This window comes from Gordonia sp. ABKF26, assembly GCF_041103195.1.
GTDB lineage: Bacteria > Actinomycetota > Actinomycetes > Mycobacteriales > Mycobacteriaceae > Gordonia > Gordonia terrae.
On record NZ_JBGCVZ010000003.1, the window covers coordinates 3,300,625 to 3,319,947 of the forward strand.

The 19,323-nt window shown below is 68.5% G+C and carries 17 protein-coding genes; 4 read left to right on the plus strand and 13 right to left on the minus strand.

The window, feature by feature from the left end; translation table 11 throughout:
• Positions 1–20: 20 nt before the first annotated feature.
• From pafA to dop, 5 genes are all read right to left on the minus strand, one after another.
• Positions 21–1,379: a Pup--protein ligase gene (pafA, locus tag AB4Z55_RS15255; RefSeq protein WP_004019052.1), complete on the minus strand. Its 1,359-nt coding sequence runs from the start codon at positions 1,377–1,379 to the stop codon at positions 21–23.
• Positions 1,380–1,454: 75 nt separating this feature from the next.
• A complete protein-coding gene (gene prcA, locus AB4Z55_RS15260; RefSeq protein ID WP_004019053.1) occupies positions 1,455–2,276 on the minus strand; it encodes a proteasome subunit alpha in 822 nt (273 codons plus the stop codon).
• The gene (gene prcB, locus AB4Z55_RS15265; protein WP_239398691.1) at positions 2,273–3,154 is read right to left on the minus strand and encodes a proteasome subunit beta; all 882 of its coding nucleotides are present in this window, start codon (positions 3,152–3,154) and stop codon (positions 2,273–2,275) included. Before prcB ends, prcA begins: the two co-directional genes overlap by 4 nt.
• Complete coding sequence (locus tag AB4Z55_RS15270; RefSeq protein ID WP_004019064.1) at positions 3,151–3,342, minus strand: ubiquitin-like protein Pup; 192 nt, start codon at positions 3,340–3,342, stop codon at positions 3,151–3,153. Before AB4Z55_RS15270 ends, prcB begins: the two co-directional genes overlap by 4 nt.
• 294 nt (positions 3,343–3,636) lie before the next feature.
• Positions 3,637–5,136 (minus strand): depupylase/deamidase Dop, encoded by a 1,500-nt coding sequence (gene dop / locus AB4Z55_RS15275; protein ID WP_004019065.1) that lies wholly within the window; start codon positions 5,134–5,136, stop codon positions 3,637–3,639.
• Between the two features lie 67 nt (positions 5,137–5,203).
• On the opposite strand from dop, the gene glgP reads away from it, so the two are divergent.
• Both glgP and AB4Z55_RS15285 read left to right on the plus strand, forming a co-directional pair.
• Positions 5,204–7,801 carry an alpha-glucan family phosphorylase gene (gene glgP, locus AB4Z55_RS15280; RefSeq protein WP_369520030.1) on the plus strand — a complete coding sequence of 866 codons (2,598 nt, stop codon included), beginning with the start codon at positions 5,204–5,206 and terminating at the stop codon, positions 7,799–7,801.
• Positions 7,802–7,887: 86 nt separating this feature from the next.
• A complete protein-coding gene (locus AB4Z55_RS15285) occupies positions 7,888–8,313 on the plus strand; it encodes a nitroreductase family deazaflavin-dependent oxidoreductase (RefSeq protein ID WP_369520031.1) in 426 nt (141 codons plus the stop codon).
• Between the two features lie 41 nt (positions 8,314–8,354).
• Here the strand turns inward: AB4Z55_RS15285 and AB4Z55_RS15290 are convergent, their stop codons facing one another.
• The 3 genes from AB4Z55_RS15290 to AB4Z55_RS15300 all read right to left on the minus strand — a co-directional run bounded on the left by AB4Z55_RS15290 (position 8,355) and on the right by AB4Z55_RS15300 (position 13,858).
• A complete protein-coding gene (locus tag AB4Z55_RS15290) occupies positions 8,355–10,913 on the minus strand; it encodes an FHA domain-containing protein (protein ID WP_369521024.1) in 2,559 nt (852 codons plus the stop codon).
• A gap of 117 nt (positions 10,914–11,030) precedes the next feature.
• Positions 11,031–12,848, minus strand: coding sequence for a proteasome ATPase (arc, locus tag AB4Z55_RS15295; protein WP_354559493.1), 1,818 nt, complete (start codon positions 12,846–12,848; stop codon positions 11,031–11,033).
• Between the two features lie 179 nt (positions 12,849–13,027).
• The gene (locus AB4Z55_RS15300) at positions 13,028–13,858 is read right to left on the minus strand and encodes a tRNA (adenine-N1)-methyltransferase (protein WP_064571363.1); all 831 of its coding nucleotides are present in this window, start codon (positions 13,856–13,858) and stop codon (positions 13,028–13,030) included.
• A gap of 199 nt (positions 13,859–14,057) precedes the next feature.
• Here AB4Z55_RS15300 and AB4Z55_RS15305 point away from each other — a divergent pair, with 199 nt between their 5' ends.
• Positions 14,058–14,948: a RecB family exonuclease gene (locus AB4Z55_RS15305; RefSeq protein ID WP_239399260.1), complete on the plus strand. Its 891-nt coding sequence runs from the start codon at positions 14,058–14,060 to the stop codon at positions 14,946–14,948.
• A gap of 69 nt (positions 14,949–15,017) precedes the next feature.
• Positions 15,018–15,869 carry a thioesterase family protein gene (locus AB4Z55_RS15310; protein ID WP_369520032.1) on the plus strand — a complete coding sequence of 284 codons (852 nt, stop codon included), beginning with the start codon at positions 15,018–15,020 and terminating at the stop codon, positions 15,867–15,869.
• 122 nt (positions 15,870–15,991) lie between these two features.
• Here the strand turns inward: AB4Z55_RS15310 and hisG are convergent, their stop codons facing one another.
• From hisG to AB4Z55_RS15335, 5 genes are all read right to left on the minus strand, one after another.
• Positions 15,992–16,837: an ATP phosphoribosyltransferase gene (gene hisG, locus AB4Z55_RS15315; protein ID WP_004019075.1), complete on the minus strand. Its 846-nt coding sequence runs from the start codon at positions 16,835–16,837 to the stop codon at positions 15,992–15,994.
• An 85-nt stretch (positions 16,838–16,922) separates the two neighbouring features.
• The gene (locus AB4Z55_RS15320) at positions 16,923–17,186 is read right to left on the minus strand and encodes a phosphoribosyl-ATP diphosphatase (protein ID WP_004019076.1); all 264 of its coding nucleotides are present in this window, start codon (positions 17,184–17,186) and stop codon (positions 16,923–16,925) included.
• The gene (locus AB4Z55_RS15325) at positions 17,183–17,854 is read right to left on the minus strand and encodes an HAD family phosphatase (protein ID WP_051987029.1); all 672 of its coding nucleotides are present in this window, start codon (positions 17,852–17,854) and stop codon (positions 17,183–17,185) included. Before AB4Z55_RS15325 ends, AB4Z55_RS15320 begins: the two co-directional genes overlap by 4 nt.
• A gap of 80 nt (positions 17,855–17,934) precedes the next feature.
• Positions 17,935–18,735 carry a helix-turn-helix transcriptional regulator gene (locus AB4Z55_RS15330; RefSeq protein ID WP_033203530.1) on the minus strand — a complete coding sequence of 267 codons (801 nt, stop codon included), beginning with the start codon at positions 18,733–18,735 and terminating at the stop codon, positions 17,935–17,937.
• Between the two features lie 71 nt (positions 18,736–18,806).
• Entirely contained in the window at positions 18,807–19,277 is a 471-nt protein-coding gene (locus AB4Z55_RS15335; protein WP_369520033.1) for a CinA family protein, read from the minus strand.
• Between the last annotated feature and the right edge of the window lie 46 nt (positions 19,278–19,323).

The window sequence follows — 19,323 nt, forward strand, 5'->3', positions numbered from 1 at the left end:
GTCGGCCGGTATACCGGTGCTCACATCGAGGCGATGAGGCGGTCGACGCGCTCGTCGACGCTGCGGAACGGGTCCTTGCACAACACCGTCCGCTGAGCCTGGTCGTTGAGTTTGAGGTGCACCCAGTCGACGGTGAAGTCGCGGCCGGCCTTCTGCGCGGCCGAGATGAAATCGCCACGGAGCTTGGCGCGGGTCGTCTGGGGCGGCTCGTTGACCGCGGTCTTGATGGCCTCGTCCGTGGTCGCCCGGGCGACCAGGCCCTTGCGCATCAGGACGTCGAAGACGCCGCGTCCGCGTTTGATGTCGTGGAAGGCCAGATCGAGTTGCGCGATCTTCGGATCCGACAGTTCCATCGAGTACCGGTCCTGGTAGCGCTGGAAGAGCTTGCGCTTGATGACCCAGTCGACCTCGGTGTCGACCTTGGCGAAGTCGTCGCTCTCCACGGCATCGAGCATGCGACCCCACAGGTCCACGACCATGTCCATCTCGGGGTCGGGACGTCGGTTGGTGAGGTGTTCGACGGCGCGGGCGTGATACTCGCGCTGGATGTCGAGAGCACTGGCCTGCCGACCACCGGCGAGGCGAACCGGACGTCGGCCGGTCGGGTCGTGGCTGACCTCCCGGATCGCGCGGATCGGGTTGTCGAGCGCGAAGTCCCGGAATGCAACGCCTGCCTCGATCATCTCCAGTACGAGTGCCGCCGAGCCGACCTTGAGGAGGGTCGTCATCTCGGACATGTTCGAGTCACCGACGATGACGTGCAGCCTGCGGTACTTCTCGGCGTCGGCGTGCGGCTCGTCGCGTGTGTTGATGATCGGGCGCGAGCGGGTGGTCGCCGAGGAGACGCCCTCCCAGATGTGCTCGGCGCGCTGCGACAGGCAGAAGGTCGCCGCCTTGGGGGTCTGCAGCACCTTTCCTGCGCCACAGATCAGCTGGCGCGTGACGAGGAACGGCAGCAGGACGTCGGAGATGCGGGAGAACTCCCCCGCCCGGACGACGAGGTAGTTCTCGTGGCATCCATAGGAGTTGCCTGCCGAGTCGGTGTTGTTCTTGAACAGGTAGATGTCGCCGCCGATGCCCTCGTCGGCGAGGCGCTGTTCGGCGTCGACGAGCAGGTCCTCGAGAACGAGCTCGCCGGCCCGGTCGTGATTGATCAGCTGGATGAGACTGTCGCACTCCGCCGTCGCGTATTCGGGGTGCGAGCCCACGTCCAGATAGAGGCGGGCGCCGTTCTGCAAGAAGACGTTCGACGACCGGCCCCAGGACACGACCCGGCGGAAGAGATAGCGCGCGACCTCGTCCGGGCTCAGCCGGCGGTGGCCGTGGAAGGTGCACGTGACACCGAACTCGGTCTCGATGCCCATGATTCGTCGCTGCACTTGACCAACCCTACTCGCGCGGACCGCGGCGGACCGGTCGACACGCACCGGTCGCCGCGACCCGCGGCGTTCTCGTCACTGTTCGGGAGACGGCTTCTCACCAGGGGCTTCGTCGGAACCGGACTGTGTATCCGAGTCCTGGGTATCCGAGTCCTGGGTATCCGAGGCCTGGGCCCCGGCGACCGTCGGGAGCAGGCCCTCGACCGCAGACGTCGTCAGGCGCCGGAACGCGCGCCGCGGACGGTTGTGGTCGAGGACGGCGACCTCGAGGTCGCCCGCGGCCAGCACCCGCCGTTCGGCCGGGGCCCCGTTGCCGCTGTCGGCCGGGGCCGTCAGTGCGGTCACCGCGACGCCGATGGCGCGGCCGAGTTCCATGTCGGGTTCGTAGCTCTCCTTGAGGGCCGCCGCGATCGGTTCGGTCGCACCGCCCATCACGAGGAAGCGGGTCTCGTCCGTGATCGACCCGTCGTAGGAGATCCGGTACAGCTGCGAACGCTTCGGTTTGCCCGGGCGGGCGACCTCGGCGACGCAGAGTTCCACCTCGAACGGCTTGGCCTGCTCGGTGAAGACGCTGCCCAGCGCGTTGGCGTAGGTGTTGGCCAGTGACAGCCCGGACACGTCGGCCCGGTCGTAGCTGTAGCCACGCATGTCCGCGATCTGGATGCCGGCCTTGCGCAGGCTCTCGAACTCGTTGTACTTGCCCACCGCCGCGAAACCGATCCGGTCGTAGATCTCGCTGGTCTTGCGAAGTGTGTTCGACGGGTTCTCGGCGACGAACAGGACGCCGTCGGCGAAGGTCAGGATCACGACGCTCCGCCCCCGGGCGATGCCCTTGCGGGCGAGCTCGGAGCGATCGCGCATGATCTGCTCGGCGCTGGCGTAATACGGGAATGTCATCGGGCACCCCCCTCGTGCTCGGCACCACGGCGTTCGATGACGGCGCGTGCCGCCGCCTCGATGTCGGTCGCGTCCACCTCCCGGGCTCCGTCGGCTCCGACGATCGCGGCCATCGGGAAGATCTTGCGGACCAGATCGGGTCCACCGGTGGCCGAGTCGTCGTCGGCGGCGTCGTAGAGCGACTCGACGGCGATCGCGAGCGCCTCGTCGGCGGTCAGGTCGGGCCGGTACAGCTTCTTGAGCGAGGACTTGGCGAACACCGACCCCGAGCCGATGGCCGTGTAACCGCCGAACTCCTCGTGCCGGTCGCCCGCGACGTCGAAGCTGAAGATGCGTCCGCGTTCGGTCGGATCGTCGTGATCGATGTCGTAGCCGACGAGCAGCGGGATGGCTGCGAGACCCTGCAGGGCGGCGCCGAGGTTGCCCCGAACCATCGACGCCAGACGGCTGACCTTGCCGTCCAGCGTCAGGGGGACGCCCTCGATCTTCTCGTAGTGCTCGAGTTCGACGGTGAACAGGCGCACCATCTCGATCGCGATCCCGGCGGTGCCGGCGATACCGGCCGCCGAGTACTCGTCGGTGATGTAGACCTTCTTGACGTCCCGCGTAGCGATGAGATTGCCCATCGTCGCCCGGCGGTCGCCCGCGAGGATCACCCCACCCGGGTACGACACCGCGACGATCGTGGTGCCGTGCGGGATGTCACCGGCCCCGTCGGTGCCGCCGGCGAACGACCCCACGCGGTCTACCTGGGCCTGCGGCAGCTGGTCGGGTGCATGGGTCCGGAGGAACTCGGTGAACGACGAGATGTCGGCGCCGAACGAGGAACCGGAACGGGATGAGGACAGCGGGGGCAGTGAACCGAACCTGTCGCTCACTGGCCGCCCTTCTGGACGTAGGCGCGCACGAAGTCCTCGGCGTTCTCCTCCAGCACGTCGTCGATCTCGTCGAGCAGGTCGTCGGTGTCCTCGGCCAGCTTCTCGCGACGCTCTTGCCCGGCGCCGGAATCGGGGCCCACGCCCTCGTCGTCGCCGCCGCCACCACGCTTGGTCTGTTCCTGCGCCATCTGCTGCCTCCTTGAAACCGATCGCCCCTTGGCGGGCTACCGCGGTCGAGGAGTCGGGATCGGGTGTCGCTGTCGCGGCAGCCATCCGGTGTCGCTGCCGCGACGGTAATCCGGGTGTCGCTGCCGCGACGGTGATCCCTCGTGTCTCGACCCTGCGGAATCGTGTGCTCCCACACTACCTGTGGGGGCGACAAGTGTGGCGGAACGAAGCACAAGCACGCCGGAGATAGGCGCGGGGCGCGGCCGAGATGGGCGCGGGGCGCCGCGGAGATGGGCGCGGGGCGCCGCGGCATGTCAGGTGGTGAGCTGATCCACCAGTTCGGCGGCCGAGTCCACCGAGTCGAGGAGCTTGCCGACGTGTGCCGCGGTGCCGCGCAGCGGCTCGAGGGTCGGGATGCGGACCAGCGAGTCCCCACCGAGGTCGAAGATGACCGAATCCCAGCTCGCGGCCGCGACGTCGGCGCCGAACCGGCGCAGGCACTCGCCACGGAAATAGGCCCGCGTGTCGCGGGGCGGTTCGCTGATCGCGGCGAGTACGTCGTTCTCGTCGACCAGTCGCTTCATCGACCCGCGCGCGACGAGCCGGTTGTACAGCCCCTTGTCGAGCCGGACGTCGGAGTACTGCAGGTCGATGAGCTGCAGACGGGGCGCCGACCACGACAGGTTCTCGCGCTGGCGGAAGCCCTCGAGGATGCGCAGCTTCGCGGGCCAGTCGAGGATGTCGGCGCACTCCATCGGATCGCGCTCCAGGCGGTCCAGCACGTCCGCCCAGGTCTGCAGGACGTGGGCGGCGCGCTCGTCGTCGGAATGCTCCTGCTCGTGGAACTTCTGGCAGCGCTCCAGGTACTCCCGCTGCAGGGCCAGTCCGGTCAGTTCGCGACCGTTGGTCAGGGCGACCGTGGCCGTGAGCGACGGGTCGTGACTGATGGTGTGCACGGCCTGCACCGGACGCGCGAGTTCGATGTCGGAGAAGTCGACGCCGGCCTCGATGAGATCGAGGACGAGCGCGGTCGTCCCGACCTTGAGGTAGGTCGAGGTCTCGGCGAGGTTGGCGTCGCCGATGATGACGTGCAGCCGCCGGTAACGCTCGGGGTCGGCGTGCGGTTCGTCCCGGGTGTTGATGATGCCGCGCTTGAGGGTGGTCTCGAGGCCGACCTCGACCTCGATGTAGTCCGACCGCTGCGACAGCTGGTAGCCGGCCTCGTCGCCGGATTGGCCGATGCCCACGCGTCCCGAGCCGGTGATCACCTGGCGCGACGCGAAGAAGGTGGTCAGCCCCGCGATGACTGCGGTGAACGGTGTCTCCCGCGCCATGAGGTAGTTCTCGTGGGTGCCGTAGGACGCGCCCTTGCCGTCGATGTTGTTCTTGTACAACTGCAGCTTCGGGGCGCCGGGGACGCTCGCGACGTGACGGGCCGCGGCCTCCATCACGCGCTCGCCTGCCTTGTCCCAGATGACCGCATCCATCGGGTCGGTGACCTCGGGCGCGGAGTACTCGGGATGGGCGTGGTCGACGTAGAGCCGAGCGCCGTTGGTGAGGATCATGTTGGCCGCGCCGATCTCGTCGGCGTCGATGATCGGGGCCGGCCCGGAGCCGCGGCCGAGGTCGAAGCCACGAGCATCGCGCAGCGGCGACTCCACCTCGTAATCCCAGCGTGTGCGCTTCGCGCGCGGCACACCGGCGGCCGCCGCGTAGGCGAGAACGGCCTGGGTGGACGTCATGATCGGGTTCGCGGTCGGGTCGCCGGGCGCGGAGATTCCGTACTCGACCTCGGTCCCGATGATTCGCTGCATCCTTCGAGGGTAGATGTTCACTTGCCACCGGTCGCAACCACCGCAGGTGCTGAGTACGGTCGACGCCGTGAAAGCATTCCGCCGGTTCACCGTTCGAGTCCCGCTGCCCGACCGGATCGCCGACCTCGCGCCGCTGGCCTCCAACCTGCGTTGGGCGTGGCATCTCCCCACCCAGGAACTGTTCGCGACGATCGACCCGGCGCTGTGGTCCTCGACCGGCGACCCGCTGCGGGTCCTCGCCGACGCCGACCCGACGCGACTGACCGAACTGGCTTCCGACGAGGGCTTCGTCGCGCGGGTGGCCGACGCGTCTGCCGACCTCCGGCAGTATCTCGACGCCCCGCAGTGGTTTCAGCGGTACGCGGCGGAATCACCGGCGCGCGACGATGCGGGCACCGACCGGGTGGTGCCGCCGGGAATCGCGTACTTCTCCATGGAGTTCGGCGTCTCCGAGGTCCTGCCGATCTACTCGGGCGGCCTCGGCATCCTCGCCGGCGATCACCTCAAGGCGGCCTCCGACCTCGGGCTGCCACTGATCGGCGTCGGATTGCTGTACCGCTCCGGGTACTTCCGCCAGGGCCTCGATCACGACGGCTGGCAGATCGAGCGGTATCCGGTCAACGATCCCGACGAACTCCCGCTCACGCTTCTCGGGGACGCGGGCAGCGACGCCGACCCGGTGATCATCGAGGTGGCGATGCCCGGTGGCGCCACGTTGTCGGCACAGGTGTGGATCGCGACCGTGGGGCGAATCCCGTTGCTGCTCCTCGACTCCGACATCGCCCACAACGACGACCAGCCCGACGGCGCCGTCCTGCGCGCGGTGACCGACCGGCTCTACGGCGGCGACCAGGAACACCGCATCGCGCAGGAGATCCTGCTGGGCATCGGCGGTGTCCGCGCACTCCGCGAGTACGTGCGGCTCACCGGCCGAGCCGAGCCGACGGTGTTCCACATGAACGAGGGACACGCGGGCTTCCTCGGTGTCGAACGCATCCGGGAACTCGTGGCCGGCGGGCTCGACTTCGACACCGCGGAGGCGGTGGTCCGGGCGTCGAACGTGTTCACGACCCACACCCCGGTCCCGGCCGGTATCGACCGGTTCCCCGCCGACCTCGTCGCCCGATACCTCGACGCCGACGCGGACGGTCGGTCCCGGCTGCTGCCGGGGCTGAGCGCGGCGACGGTCGCCGAACTCGGCGACGAGGCGGACCCCGGGGTGTTCAACATGGCACACATGGGCTTTCGGCTCGGACAGCGCAGCAACGGGGTCTCGCAACTGCACGGCGAGGTGAGTCGCGAGATGTTCGCCGACCTCTGGCCGGGGTTCGACGCCGCCGACGTCCCCATCGGGGCGGTCACCAACGGTGTGCACGGACCGACCTGGGTGGCCCCGGAGTGGCGCGACTTCGCCGGCGGGGACGAGGATTCCGCGCCTGAGGTGTACGCGGGCCTGTCCGATGACACCATCTGGCGTACACACGAGGAGTTGCGCTCGAGGCTCGTCGGCGAGGTGCGCCGCCGTGCGCTCGCGAGCGGCCTCGAACGGGGCTTCACCCACGCCGAACTGGGCTGGACCGCCGACCTGTTCGACCCGCGTGTGCTGACGATCGGATTCGCGCGGCGCGCGGCGACCTACAAGCGCCTCACCCTGATGCTCCGCGATCCCGAGCGCATGCGCGCCATCCTCACCGACCCCGATCGTCCGGTACAGCTCGTCATCGCGGGCAAGGCGCATCCCGCCGACGACGGCGGCAAGTCGCTGATCCAGCAGGTCGTGCAGTTCACCGAGGACCCGGAACTGCGCGACCGGATCGTGTTCCTCCCCGACTACGACATCTCGATGGCGCGCGCGATCTACGCGGGTTGTGATGTGTGGCTGAACAATCCGGTACGGCCGATGGAGGCCTGCGGGACGTCGGGGATGAAGTCGGCGCTCAACGGCGGACTCAACCTGTCGATCCTCGACGGCTGGTGGGACGAGATGGCCGACGGCGAGAACGGCTGGGCCATCCCGTCGGCGGAGGGGATCGCCGACGAGCACCGCCGCGACGATCTCGAGGCGCAGGCGTTGTACACGCTCTTGGAGGAGACGGTGATCCCGCTGTTCTACCGCCGCGACGGCGACGGTGTACCCCGCCGGTGGGTGGAGATGATGCGGCACACACTCACCCGACTCGGGCCACGGGTGTTGGCGTCACGAATGGTCCGCGACTACACCACCGAGCTCTACTGCCCGGCCGCCCGGTCCTACGAGTCCGCGTGCGCCGACTCCAACGCGGGGGCACGCGACCTCGCGGCCTACCGCCGGGCATTGGAGACGGGGTGGTCCTCGGTCCTCGTCGCCGGTGTCGAGGACGAGAGGCGCGCGGATGGTCTGCACGTCACGGCTCATGTCGGACTCGGCGACCTGGCTCCCGAGTCGGTGACGGTACAGGTCGTGCTCGGCAGGGTCGGCGATGACGGCGACATCCTCGATCCGACGTTCACCGCCATGACGCCCGGAGCCGACCGCGACGCGTCGGACCGGGTGGTGTTCACCGCACTCGTGCCGCCGTCGGCGTCCGGCCATCTCGGTTACACCGTCCGGGTTCTGCCGCGTCATCCGCAGCTGTCGTCCGAGTCCGAACTCGGCTTCGTGCGGTTCCCGACGACGACCGGGTGAGCTCACGATTTCAGGGTCTTCCCGGATGCCGTCGCCGCCCTCGCCGCGCCACACTGGTCGAACGTTGCCAGTGACGGGAGGGCCGGATGTCCGTGTCGTCGACGGTCGCGAGGACGGCGTCGCAGATCGCCTCGATGCTCGGTGCGCGACGCATGCGGCTGGTCGCGGTGCTCAACAAGCACGTGACCAACCCGATCGTGCTGCTCTGGGCCGGGCGCGTGCCGGGGATGGCGGTCGTCGAGCACGTGGGCCGTCGCAGCGGACGTCGCTACCGGACACCGGTCATGGCCATCGTGTCGGGTGAGGGGTTCTGGGTGGTCCTCAACTACGGCGCCGGGTCGGACTGGGTGACGAATGTGCTCGCCGCCCAGGGTGCCTCGATCCGGCACCGCGGTCGGCAGCGTCGACTAGAAGACGTCCGGGTGGAACCGGCATCCCGCAGCCGTGCGCCGCTCCCCGATCGGTTGGACGACGAACGAGAAGTGCTCAGCGCGATCCTGCGAGACGCGTGAGTCAGCCGCCCCCCCTGGTTTGAGCCCGGCGGTGGGTCTCGTCAGCGCTTCTTGAGTCGCAGACGCGAATAGGTGAAGGCGAGCAGGAGGGCGCTGATCACCGCGAGCACGCCGTAGGCCAGCGCGGTGTGCGCGACCGAGGTCTCCCACAGCGTGATCCGCTGCGGGGCGGCGACGTTGATGGTGTACAGGTCGACGCTGCCGGCTGCGGCCACGTAACCCCAGAACGACGGGAAGATCCACGACAGCTGCTCGAGTCCGATGCCGTCGAGCTTGAACAGACCGCCGCAGAACACCAGCTGGACCATGACGACGATGACCAGTGGCGGCATGACCTGCTCGTTGGACTTGACCGCCGAGGAGATGGCGAGTCCGACGAGGGTGCTCACACAGGCCAGCACGGACACCGCGACGAGCAACGCGAGCGGCGGCGGCAGGATCGGGCCGCCGAAGTCGGGCAGCCCACGGCCGGCGAAGGTGATGCCGACCATGATTATCGTCTGCAGCACGGCGGCGACGAAGAACACGGCGATCTTCGCGAAGAGGTATGCGCCTGGGCGCAATCCGACGGCACGCTCACGTTCGAAGATGTCGCGCTCACCGACCAGATCGCGCACGGTCAGCGCGGCTCCCATGAACGCGGCGCCGACGACCAGCACGACCAGGATCTGGATCGCCTCCGCACCGTCCTTCGGCGGCGGCGCGTTGGGGATCACCTCGAGACGCGCGAATCCGCTCGAACCCGGGATCACCAGGGTGAGCAACCCCAGCACCACGGGCAGCAGCACGAGGAAGACCAGGTACCCGACGTCGGCGAAGATCAGCCGCACCTGCCGTCGGGCGATGGTCGACGACTGGCGGGTGAAACTCGTGTGCGGCACCGGGATCGGCGGCCCCGGCGGACGCTGCGGCGGTGGCGGATTCGGTGCACGGCGATGCCGGTCCAGATACCGCATGTGCGCCGTGTCCGGCTGGTCGGCGACGAAGGCGAAGATCTCGGCCCAGTCGGAAGTTCCCATCTCGCCCTGCACCTGCGCGGGTGGGCCGCAGAACGAGGTCTTGCCGCCGGGTGCGAGCAGCAGCACCTGGTCGCACATGGACAGGTAGGTCAGTGAGTGGGTGACCACGAGAACGACGCGTCCGGCGTCGGCGAGCCGCCGGAGTGTTGCCATCACCTGACGATCGAGCGCGGGATCGAGACCGGAGGTCGGCTCGTCGAGGATCAGCAGCGACGGGCCGGTCAGCAACTCCATCGCCACCGACGCCCGCTTCTGCTGGCCGCCGGACAACTTCTCCACCCGGGTGTCGACGTGTTCGGTCAGCTGGAGTTCGCTGAGCACCCCGTCGATGACCCGGTCCCGGTCGGCCTTCGAGAGGTCGGGCGGCAGACGCAGCTCGGCGGCGTAACGCAACGCCTGCCGGAGCGTGAGCTTGTGGTGCAGCACGTCTTTCTGCGGCACCATCCCGATGCGGGTGCGCAGCGCGTCGTACTCGGCATGGACGTTGCGGCTCTCGAAGGTGACCAGACCGCTTGTCGGGGAATTGAGTCCGGCCGCGATCTTCGACACCGTCGACTTGCCCGCGCCCGAGGGACCGATCACCGCGGTCAACGTGCCGGGACTGGCGCTGAAGTCGACATCGGCCAGCAGGCGCTTGCCGCCGTCGACGACGAGGCTCACCCCGTGGACGTGCAGGCCGTCGGCGACCGCGGCACTTTCCTGCCCGCGCATCAGGGTGCCGCCGGACACCACGAAGTCGCTGTTGCCGATCGTGACGACGTCACCGTCGGTCAGGGGCGCGCTCGACACCCGCCGGCCGTTGACGAAGGTCCCGTTGACGCTGCCGAGATCCTCGATCACGAGGGCGGACCCGCGGCTCGACACCTGGGCGTGGTGCCGAGACGCGAGCACGTCGCTGACCACGATGTCGTTGTCGGGGGTGCGTCCGATGCGCTGGACGCCGCGCAGTGAGATCGACTCGCGCTCCGGCGGAGTCGGCGCCCCGGGCAACCGGTACACCGCGGACACGTTCTGCTGCAGCGCCTGTAGATGCGGCGCGTTCAGCACTTCCTGCGGCATCGGATCCAGGCCACCGAATTGCCGCGCGCTCCCGGCGCGATCGTAATAGCCGGGTGCGCGCGCCGGCATCTGGCCGGAAGCCGGCACCCCGGTCCCCGGGAAACCCGCCGAGCGCGGACCCGACGGCGGCTGACCCGAGGGCGTCGGGCGCGAGCCCGGCGGAACCGGCCGGGACGGCAAGCCCGGATGGGGCCCACTCGAGGGGGCCCGCCCACCGGGTACGGGCACGTCGACCACGAGATCGACCACCGGACCGGTGTTCACGTCTCCGAGGCGCACCTGCATCGAGCCCGGCACCATGAACTCGGCCATCCGCTGACCGTTGACGAAGAAGCCGTTCGTGCTGCCGATGTCCACCAGACACCAGGCCGCCCCGCGCCACTCGATGGCGAGATGTCGACGCGACACCATCGGATGGTTGATCACGATGTCGTTGTCGGGTTCCCGGCCCAGGGTGACGCGGCGGGACCCGCCCAGTGGGTGCGGTGCCCCACCGTCGACGATCACCCGTCCACGCGTCATCGATGTGCTGTTCATCGCCGACAACTCTAGTGCGTGAAGAGGCTGTTCACGCCGTTCTGTCGAGCAGACAGCCGACCCCGTGGGAGTCGGCTGTCTGCTCGGCGGAGTCGTCTGTCGCTACAGGTACTGACCTGTGTTGGTCTCGGTGTCGATGGCCCGGCTCGCGCCCGCGCTCTTGCCCGTGACCAGCGTGCGGATGTAGACGATCCGCTCACCCTTCTTGCCCGAGATCCGGGCCCAGTCGTCGGGGTTGGTCGTGTTGGGCAGGTCCTCGTTCTCTGCGAACTCGTCGAGGATCGAATCGAAGAGATGCTGGACGCGCAGACCCGGTGCACCCGTGTCGAGTTGCGACTTGATCGCGTACTTCTTGGCCCGGTCGACGACGTTCTGGATCATCGCGCCGGAGTTGAAGTCCTTGAAGTACATGATCTCTTTGTCGCCGTTGGCGTACGTCACCTCGAGGAACCGGTTGTCCTCGCTCTCGGCGTACATTCGCTCGACGACCTTCTCGATCATCGCGTTGACGCAGGCCGTCCGGTCACCGCCGAACTCGCCGATGTCGTCGGCGTGGATGGGCAGCTCCTCGGTGAGGTACTTGGAGAAGATGTCGATCGCCGACTCGGCGTCGGGACGCTCGATCTTGATCTTCACGTCGAGACGGCCCGGGCGCAGGATGGCCGGGTCGATCATGTCCTCGCGGTTCGACGCACCGATCACGATGACGTTCTCGAGACCCTCGACGCCGTCGATCTCGCTGAGCAGCTGCGGGACGACGGTCGTTTCCACATCGGAGGAGACACCCGACCCGCGCGTGCGGAAGATCGAGTCCATCTCGTCGAAGAAGACGATGACCGGAGTGCCCTCGGAGGCCTTCTCACGCGCCCGCTGGAAGATCAGCCGGATGTGGCGTTCGGTCTCACCGACGAACTTGTTGAGCAGTTCGGGGCCCTTGATGTTGAGGAAGTACGACTTCGCCTCCTTGGCGTCGTCGCCGCGCACCTGCGCGATCTTCTTCGCCAGGGAGTTGGCCACGGCCTTGGCGATGAGCGTCTTGCCACACCCGGGCGGACCGTAGAGCAGCACACCCTTCGGCGGACGCAGCTGGTAGTCGCGGAACAGGTCCTTGTGCAGGAACGGCAGTTCGACGGCGTCGCGGATCTGCTCGATCTGGCGACCCAGACCACCGATGTCCTCGTATCCGACGTCGGGCACCTCTTCGAGAACGAGATCCTCGACCTCGGCCTTGGGCACGCGCTCGAAGGCGAAACCGGCCTTGGTGTCGATGAGCAGCGAGTCACCGGGACGCAGCTTGCGGCGCAGGCCATCCTCTCCGTCGACCTCGCCGAGCAGCGGCTCGGCCAGCCAGACCACCCGCTCCTCGTCGGCGTGGCCGACGACCAGGGCGCGCTTGCCGTCGCCGAGCACCTCGCGCAGCGTGCTGATCTCGCCGACGGTGTCGAACTCGCAGGCCTCGACGATGGTCAGCGCCTCGTTCAGGCGCAGGGTCTGGCCCTTGGTCAGCGTCTCGGTGTCGATGTTCGGCGAACAGGTGAGCCGCATCTTGCGGCCGGAGGTGAACACGTCGACGGTGGCGTCTGGATGCACGTCCAGCAGTACGCCGTAGCCGCTCGGCGGCTGACCGAGCCGGTCGACCTCCTCGCGCAGGGCGATGAGTTGCTGTCGGGCTTCCTTGAGAGTGTCGAGTAGCTTCGCGTTGCGTGCGGTGAGACTGTCCACTCGCTCCTGGAGGTCCCCGGCCGGCCGGCCGGCTGCGCCGCGCGCAGACGAGTCCGAGCCGCTCCGCGACAGCGGCGACTCGGAGCCGCTCCGCGGCGGGGGCGGAGTGTAGGCGGGGACGAAGCCCTCGTCGGATGCACTGGCGCTCTCGGGAACCCCGCGGTCCCCCAGTGCGTCGTGGCGGTCAGATTCGGTCATTGCTGACTCCTCTCGCCGGCAATCACCCGATCCCTCGATCGGAATGCTCGCGCCGTATCCCTACGCTACCGGCCGCGACGCGGAATCGCCGTCTGCCGCGCAATCGCCGGTGTTGACGGTGTGTTAAATGTGCGTCTTCGCAACGTATTCGCGATGTTTCACCGCGACCTCGGACGGGGTCAGCCCTTGCTGGGTCGACGCTGCGGGCGCAACGTGGTGGTCCCGTCGGCCAGCCGCCGGGCGGTGATCAGAAAGGCGGTGTGGCCTTGCATTTTGTGTTCGGGCCGCACCGCGAGGCCCACCGCACTCCACTCGCGCAGCAGAGTCTCCCAGGCCCGGGGCTCGGTCCAGCACTCCTGTTCGCGCAGGGCCTCCATCACCCGGGACAGCTGGGTGACGGTTGCCACGTACACCGTCAAGACCCCGCCTGGTTTCAACACCGTGCGGACCACGTCGAGGGGTTCCCACGGCGCGAGCATGTCCAGGATGACCCGGTCGAACCGTTCGTCGGAATCCACGTTGGCCAGGTCGTCGACCGTCAGGTGCCAGTTGTCCGGGCGTCCGCCGAAGAAGGTCTCGACGTTGCGGGTCGCGTACTCGGCGTGGTCATCCCGGATCTCGTAGGAGACGACCTCGCCGTCGGCACCGACCGCCCGCAGCAGCGAACACGTCAGCGCACCCGACCCGGCACCGGCCTCGAGCACCCGCGCACCCGGGAAGATGTCGCCCTCGAGCACGATCTGCGCCGCGTCCTTGGGGTAGATGACCTGGGCTCCGCGCGGCATCGACAGCACGTAGTCGACCAGCAGCGGCCGCAACGCGAGATATTGGGTCCCGCTGGTCGCGGAGACGATGCTGCCTTCGGGCGAGCCGATCAGATCGTCGTGGGAGATCGCCCCGCGGTGGGTGTGGAACTGCTTTCCCTCGTCGAGCAGCACCGTGAACTTGCGCCCCTTGGCATCGGTCAGCTGAACCCGGTCGCCGATGGCGAACGGTCCGGTGGTGGGCACTGGTGCTTCCTCTCGTGAACGATCCGAACCCGCGCGCCTGCGCGCAGCGGTTCGTGGGCCGTGTGGACGTTACCCGACCAGGTGGGTCCGACCCGCCTCGTGTCACCCGTCGCGCGGTCGGAGACGCGGTCCCGTGCGACCCGAGTGTCGGGGCGTCGGCCTGTCGGGGCCGGCGCCTACCCTGCGAAGGGTGAGCACGATGACCGGTGTCGGGGACACCTCGACCAGCACGACCCCAGCCGGGGTGCCCGGCCCGGATTCCCAGGGCACCGGTGGGCGCGGCATCGTCGGGCGGCCGCTGGCGCTGTCCCCGTCCCGCGCCGCGGACTTCAAGCAGTGCCCCCTGCTCTATCGGTACCGCGCGATCGACCGATTCCCGGAGACACCCACGGCCGCGCAGACCCGGGGCACCGTGGTGCACGCGGCGCTGGAGAACCTGTTCGACCTCCCGGCCGAACTCCGCACCCAGGACTCCGCCGAGCTCCTGGTCGAGGGCGCCTGGGCCGCGCTGTGCGAGGGCGACCCGGACCTGGCGAAGGTGATCGGCGAGGGCGGGCAGGAGGCCTTCCTCGCCGACGCGTACAAGCTGATCGCCACCTACTACACGATGGAGAACCCCACCGCGTTCGACGCCGACGCGGTGGAGGAACACGTCGAGATCGACGCCGAAGACATGCTGATGCGCGGCTTCATCGATCGCATCGACGTCGCGCCGACCGGCGAGATCCGGGTCGTCGACTACAAGACCGGACGATCCCCGGGCGAGGCCTACGAGGCCAAGGCGCTGTTCCAGATGAAGTTCTATGCGCTCGCGATCCTGCGCACCCGCGGGGTGGTGCCGGCCCGCCTGCAACTGATGTACCTCTCCGACGGGCAGCAGCTGATCTATCGCCCGGATCACGACGAACTGCTCCGCTTCGAGCGCACCCTGCGCGCGATCTGGCAGGCGATCCGCGCGGCCGTGACGTCCGGCGATTTCCGACCGAAGAAGTCCTGGCTGTGCAAGTTCTGCGAGCACCACGCCCGCTGTCCCGAGTTCGGCGGTGAGGTCCCGCCGTACCCGGGCCCGCCGCCGGGATTCGCGGCCTGATCCCACGCCGGCAGCCCGTCGGCGTGCCCCCGCACCGGACGACTATGTCGATGGTCATAGAGTGGCCGGGTGGAGAACTCGTACTACGAACCCATCGACGCCCCGTCGGATGCTGCGAGGTCTGACTCCGAGCACGACTTCGAGTACTTCCGCCCGACCGACGCCACGCTGAGCGTGTGGTCGCCGACCATGCAGCACGGCGGTCCCCCGTCGGCCCTCCTGATGCGGTCGCTGCTGCGGTGCGAGCCCGACCCGGCCCAGCACTTCACGAGGGTGACCACCGAGATCCTCGGCCCGGTGGGGTTGGGCGTCAACCGGGTGTCCGCCCGGGTCGTACGACCCGGCCGCCAGATCAGCCTCGTGGAGACCGAACTGCAGGTTCAGCAGGCCGACGGGACGTTCCGCGCCGCCGCACGATCGGTGGGTTGGCGTCTGCGCGTCGCCGACACCGCCGAGATCGCCGACGGTCCCGCTCCCCTGACCCCCGAACCGGACGAGTCGAAGGCGTTGATCGGTTTCTCCGACGACAGCGGCGAGGCGGTCGACTGGGGCACGCTGGGATTCATCGGGACCGTCGAGTCGATCCGGGTCGAGGGACGCAACGGGACGACTCCCGCGGTGTGGCTACGGCCGGCGATCCCGCTCGTCGCCGACGAGAAGATCGCGGACCTCGAGTCGATGTTCACCGTCATCGACGTCGCCAACGGGCTGGGAACCCGGCTTCGGCCGAATCGGTGGACCTGGATGAACACCGACACCACCGTGCACCTGACGCGCGTCCCGAGCGGACCGTGGGTCGGCATCGACGCCCACATGATCACCGGCCCGGACGGATTCGGCAGCACCTTCGCCGACCTCTACGACGCCTCCGGGCACATCGGCCGGTCGGCCCAAACGGTGATGCTCAGCGCGGTGCCGTAGCCACCCACTGCCCCCTGAGGAGGCCGGAGCCTGCGGAGGCCGTCTCGAAGGGTTCTGGTGAGATGCGTCGCCAAACCTTCGTGGCTCGTCGCTTGCGCTCCTCGCACCTCAGGGAGCAAGGGCTAGAACCGGCAGGAGCGGATGTCGGTCGCCAGGATTGCCTTCGCGCCCAGCTCGGACAGCTCGTCCATCAGGTTCTGGTGATCCTTGCGGGGCACCATCGCGCGGACGGCGACCCAGTCCGGGTCGGCCATCGGTGCCACGGTCGGCGACTCGAGACCCGGGGTGAGCAGCGATGCCCGGTCGAGAAGTGAACGGGGGCAGTCGTAGTCGATCATCACGTACTGCTGTCCGAACACGACGCCCTGCACCCGGGCGACGAACTGGCGTTCGGCCTTGGTGAGGTCGGCGTCGCGACGGGAGATCAGCACCGCCTCGGAATCGCACAGCGACTCCCCGAACGCGGCCAGATCGTGCTGACGCAGCGTGCGGCCGGAGCCGACGACATCGGCGATCGCGTCGGCGACACCGAGTTGGATCGAGATCTCGACCGCACCGTCGAGCCGGATGATGTCGGCGGTGATGCCGTGTCCGGCCAGATCTGCACGCACGAGGTTCGGGTAGGACGTGGCGATGCGTTTGCCCGCGAGATCGGCCACGCTCCACTGCTGGTCGGCGGGCGCCGCGTAGCGGAAGGTCGACGAGCCGAAGCCCATCGCCAGCTGCTCGGAGACCTCGGCGCCCGAGTCCCGGGCGAGGTCGCGCCCGGTGATGCCCAGATCCAGGCGGCCGGATGCGACGTAGATCGCGATGTCCTTGGGGCGGAGGAAGAAGAACTCGACGTCGTTGTTGTTGTCGAGGACCGTCAGGTCCTTGGCGTCGGTCCGGCGGCGGTATCCGGCCTCGGAGAGGATGGCCGACGCGGATTCGGAGAGCGCACCCTTGTTGGGTACGGCCACTCGCAGCATCTCGATGTCCTTTTCGTGGGGGTCGCGCCCGTCGGGCGCGGTGACAGTGGGGTCGTGCGGGATCGATCTGGACCGGGTCAGCCGGTCACAGATGTCGGTACACGTCCGGCAGCGTCAGTCCCCGCTTGATCATCATCACCTGCAGCCAGTAGACGAGTTGCGAGATCTCCTCGCCGAGCGACTCGTCGGACTCGTGTTCGGCGGCGAGCCAGACCTCACCGGCCTCTTCGATGATCTTCTTGCCCAGCGTGTGCACACCGGAGTCGAGGGCGGCGACGGTACCCGAACCCTCGGGACGGGTCTGCGCCTTGTCGCTGAGTTCGGCGAACAGCTCCTCGAAAGTCTTCACGATTCCTCATTTTTGCATGTCGAGATGCGCGCGAGACCGCCGGTCCATGCGTCGGCGACATCGTCGAGGTCCAGCCCGACGAGGGAGGTCCGGAAGACTCGCAGCCGACCCGGCTCGACCGGTGCTGCGGACTCGACGACGAGCGTCGGACAACCGGCCGCCGACGCCGCCGCGGCACCGGTCGGCGAGTCCTCGACGGCCAGGCAGTCGGCTGTCGGGACACCGAGGAGCTCTGCGGCGCGCACGTAGGGGTCGGGAGCCGGTTTGCCCACGGCGACCTCGTCGCCGCAGACCGTCGTGGTGAAGCGTTCTCGCCCGATGGTCTCGAGGGCCACCTCGGTGAGCTCCCGAACGGTGTTCGTCACGAGCACCATCGGGATCCCCGCCGCGGCCACCAGGTCCAGCGCTTCGGGTGCGCCGGGACGCCACGGCAGGTCGTCGGCGAACAGTTCGGCGACCCGGTCGAGGGTCCAGCGTCCGTCGGCATCGGGATCGCGGTCCGCGGCGGACAGACCAGCCGCGTCGTGCACCTTCGCCAGCGCGTCGGGCAGCGAGTTCCCGAGGGTGGATTCGCGGAGTTCCGGCGACATGACGAGGCCGTGCCGCGCGGCCAGCTCGGCCATCGCGACATCCCAGATCGGTTCGGAGTCGAGCAGCGTGCCGTCCATGTCCCACAGGACCGCGGCGGGCAAACGAGTCCCCGAGGGCGTCATCGAGGTGGTGGACGTGCGGGCGGAGGCGGTGTCTGTCACCCCTGCATCATCGCAACCCACTGCTCGGTGGGCTCGTCGGCGGGGTAGAACAGCTCGATGGTCAGCTCGTCGAGAGTGACATCGCGCGGCGAACCGAACGTGGTGAGGGTGCTGAAGAAGGACAGGACCTGATCGCCGAGTTCGAGTTGGAAGGGCACCAGCAACTCCGTCTTGTCCGGAGGGCCGGCACGGTCGCGCGCCAGGCGACCGTCGAGGTCGGCGACGGACGGATACGCCGACACCTCCCGTTCGAGATCGGCGAGGCGGGGGTCGCCGGTGATCCGCGCCATCCGCCGGAGCAGGTCGAGGAGGTAGGTCGCCCAGTCGTCGAAGTTGTGCGTCCGTTGTGCGAAGCCGTCCGGATGCAACGAGACCCGGAACAGGTTGACCGGGACCGAGTGCAGTTCGCGGGGCAGCATCTCCAGGAGCGTGAGCGCGGTGTCGTTGGCCAGGACGACGTTCCAGGCGCGATCGAGGGCCACGCCCATGTTCGGGTTGTGGGCGTCGAGCAACCGCTGGACGGACGACCGTACACGCACCATGGTGTCCGCATCGAGCGGTTCCTCGCTGTATCGAGGCGCGTGCCCTGCCGCGAGGAGGAGCGAGTTGCGCTCCCGCAGAGGCACATCGAGCCGCTCGGACAGGGCCTCGAGGAGTGCAGGACTCGGCCGGGACCGACCGGTCTCGACGAAGCTGAGGTGGCGTGGCGACACACCCACCTCGTAGGCGAGGTCCAGCTGACTCAGCGAGCGACGAGAGCGCCACTGCCGCAGCATGCTCCCCACCTCGACCGTCATGAGGGCCATGCTAGGTCCCGGACGGTGCCGCCACGACTACCTCGCGGGTATCGGCCACCAAGTCCGGGACATCAGGACTTCAAGCAGGACTCGATCAGCTCCAGCGAGTGGCCGATGGTCTTGGCCAACACTTCCTCGGGTTCGCCGTCGAACACCTCCCGGGACGCGCTGACCCGTCCTCGGTGATCCAGTCCGAACCACACCGTGCCCGGCGCCGCCTCATCCGGTTCGGGCCCGGCTTCGCCGGTCACCGCGACGACCAGGTCGGCGTCGAAGAGGCGCGCGGTCGTCGCCACCATTGCGCGCGCCGCCGTCTCGCTCACCACCGGCCCCTCGGGCACCTCGAGCAGGCTGTACTTCACGTCCTTGTGGTATGCGACGACGCCTCCGCGGAACCACGTCCCGGCATTGGGCGCTTTGCTCAGCTCCGTCGCGAGATTCCCACCGGTCAGCGACTCCGCGACCGCAATCCGTACACCGGCTTTCATCGCGGCGTCGGCCACGCGTCGGCAGGTCTCCGAGAAATCACTCACGTCCGACATGTGTCGCTCCCTTCGAGTCGGCGTCGGTCATCGCTGGTTCGTATCC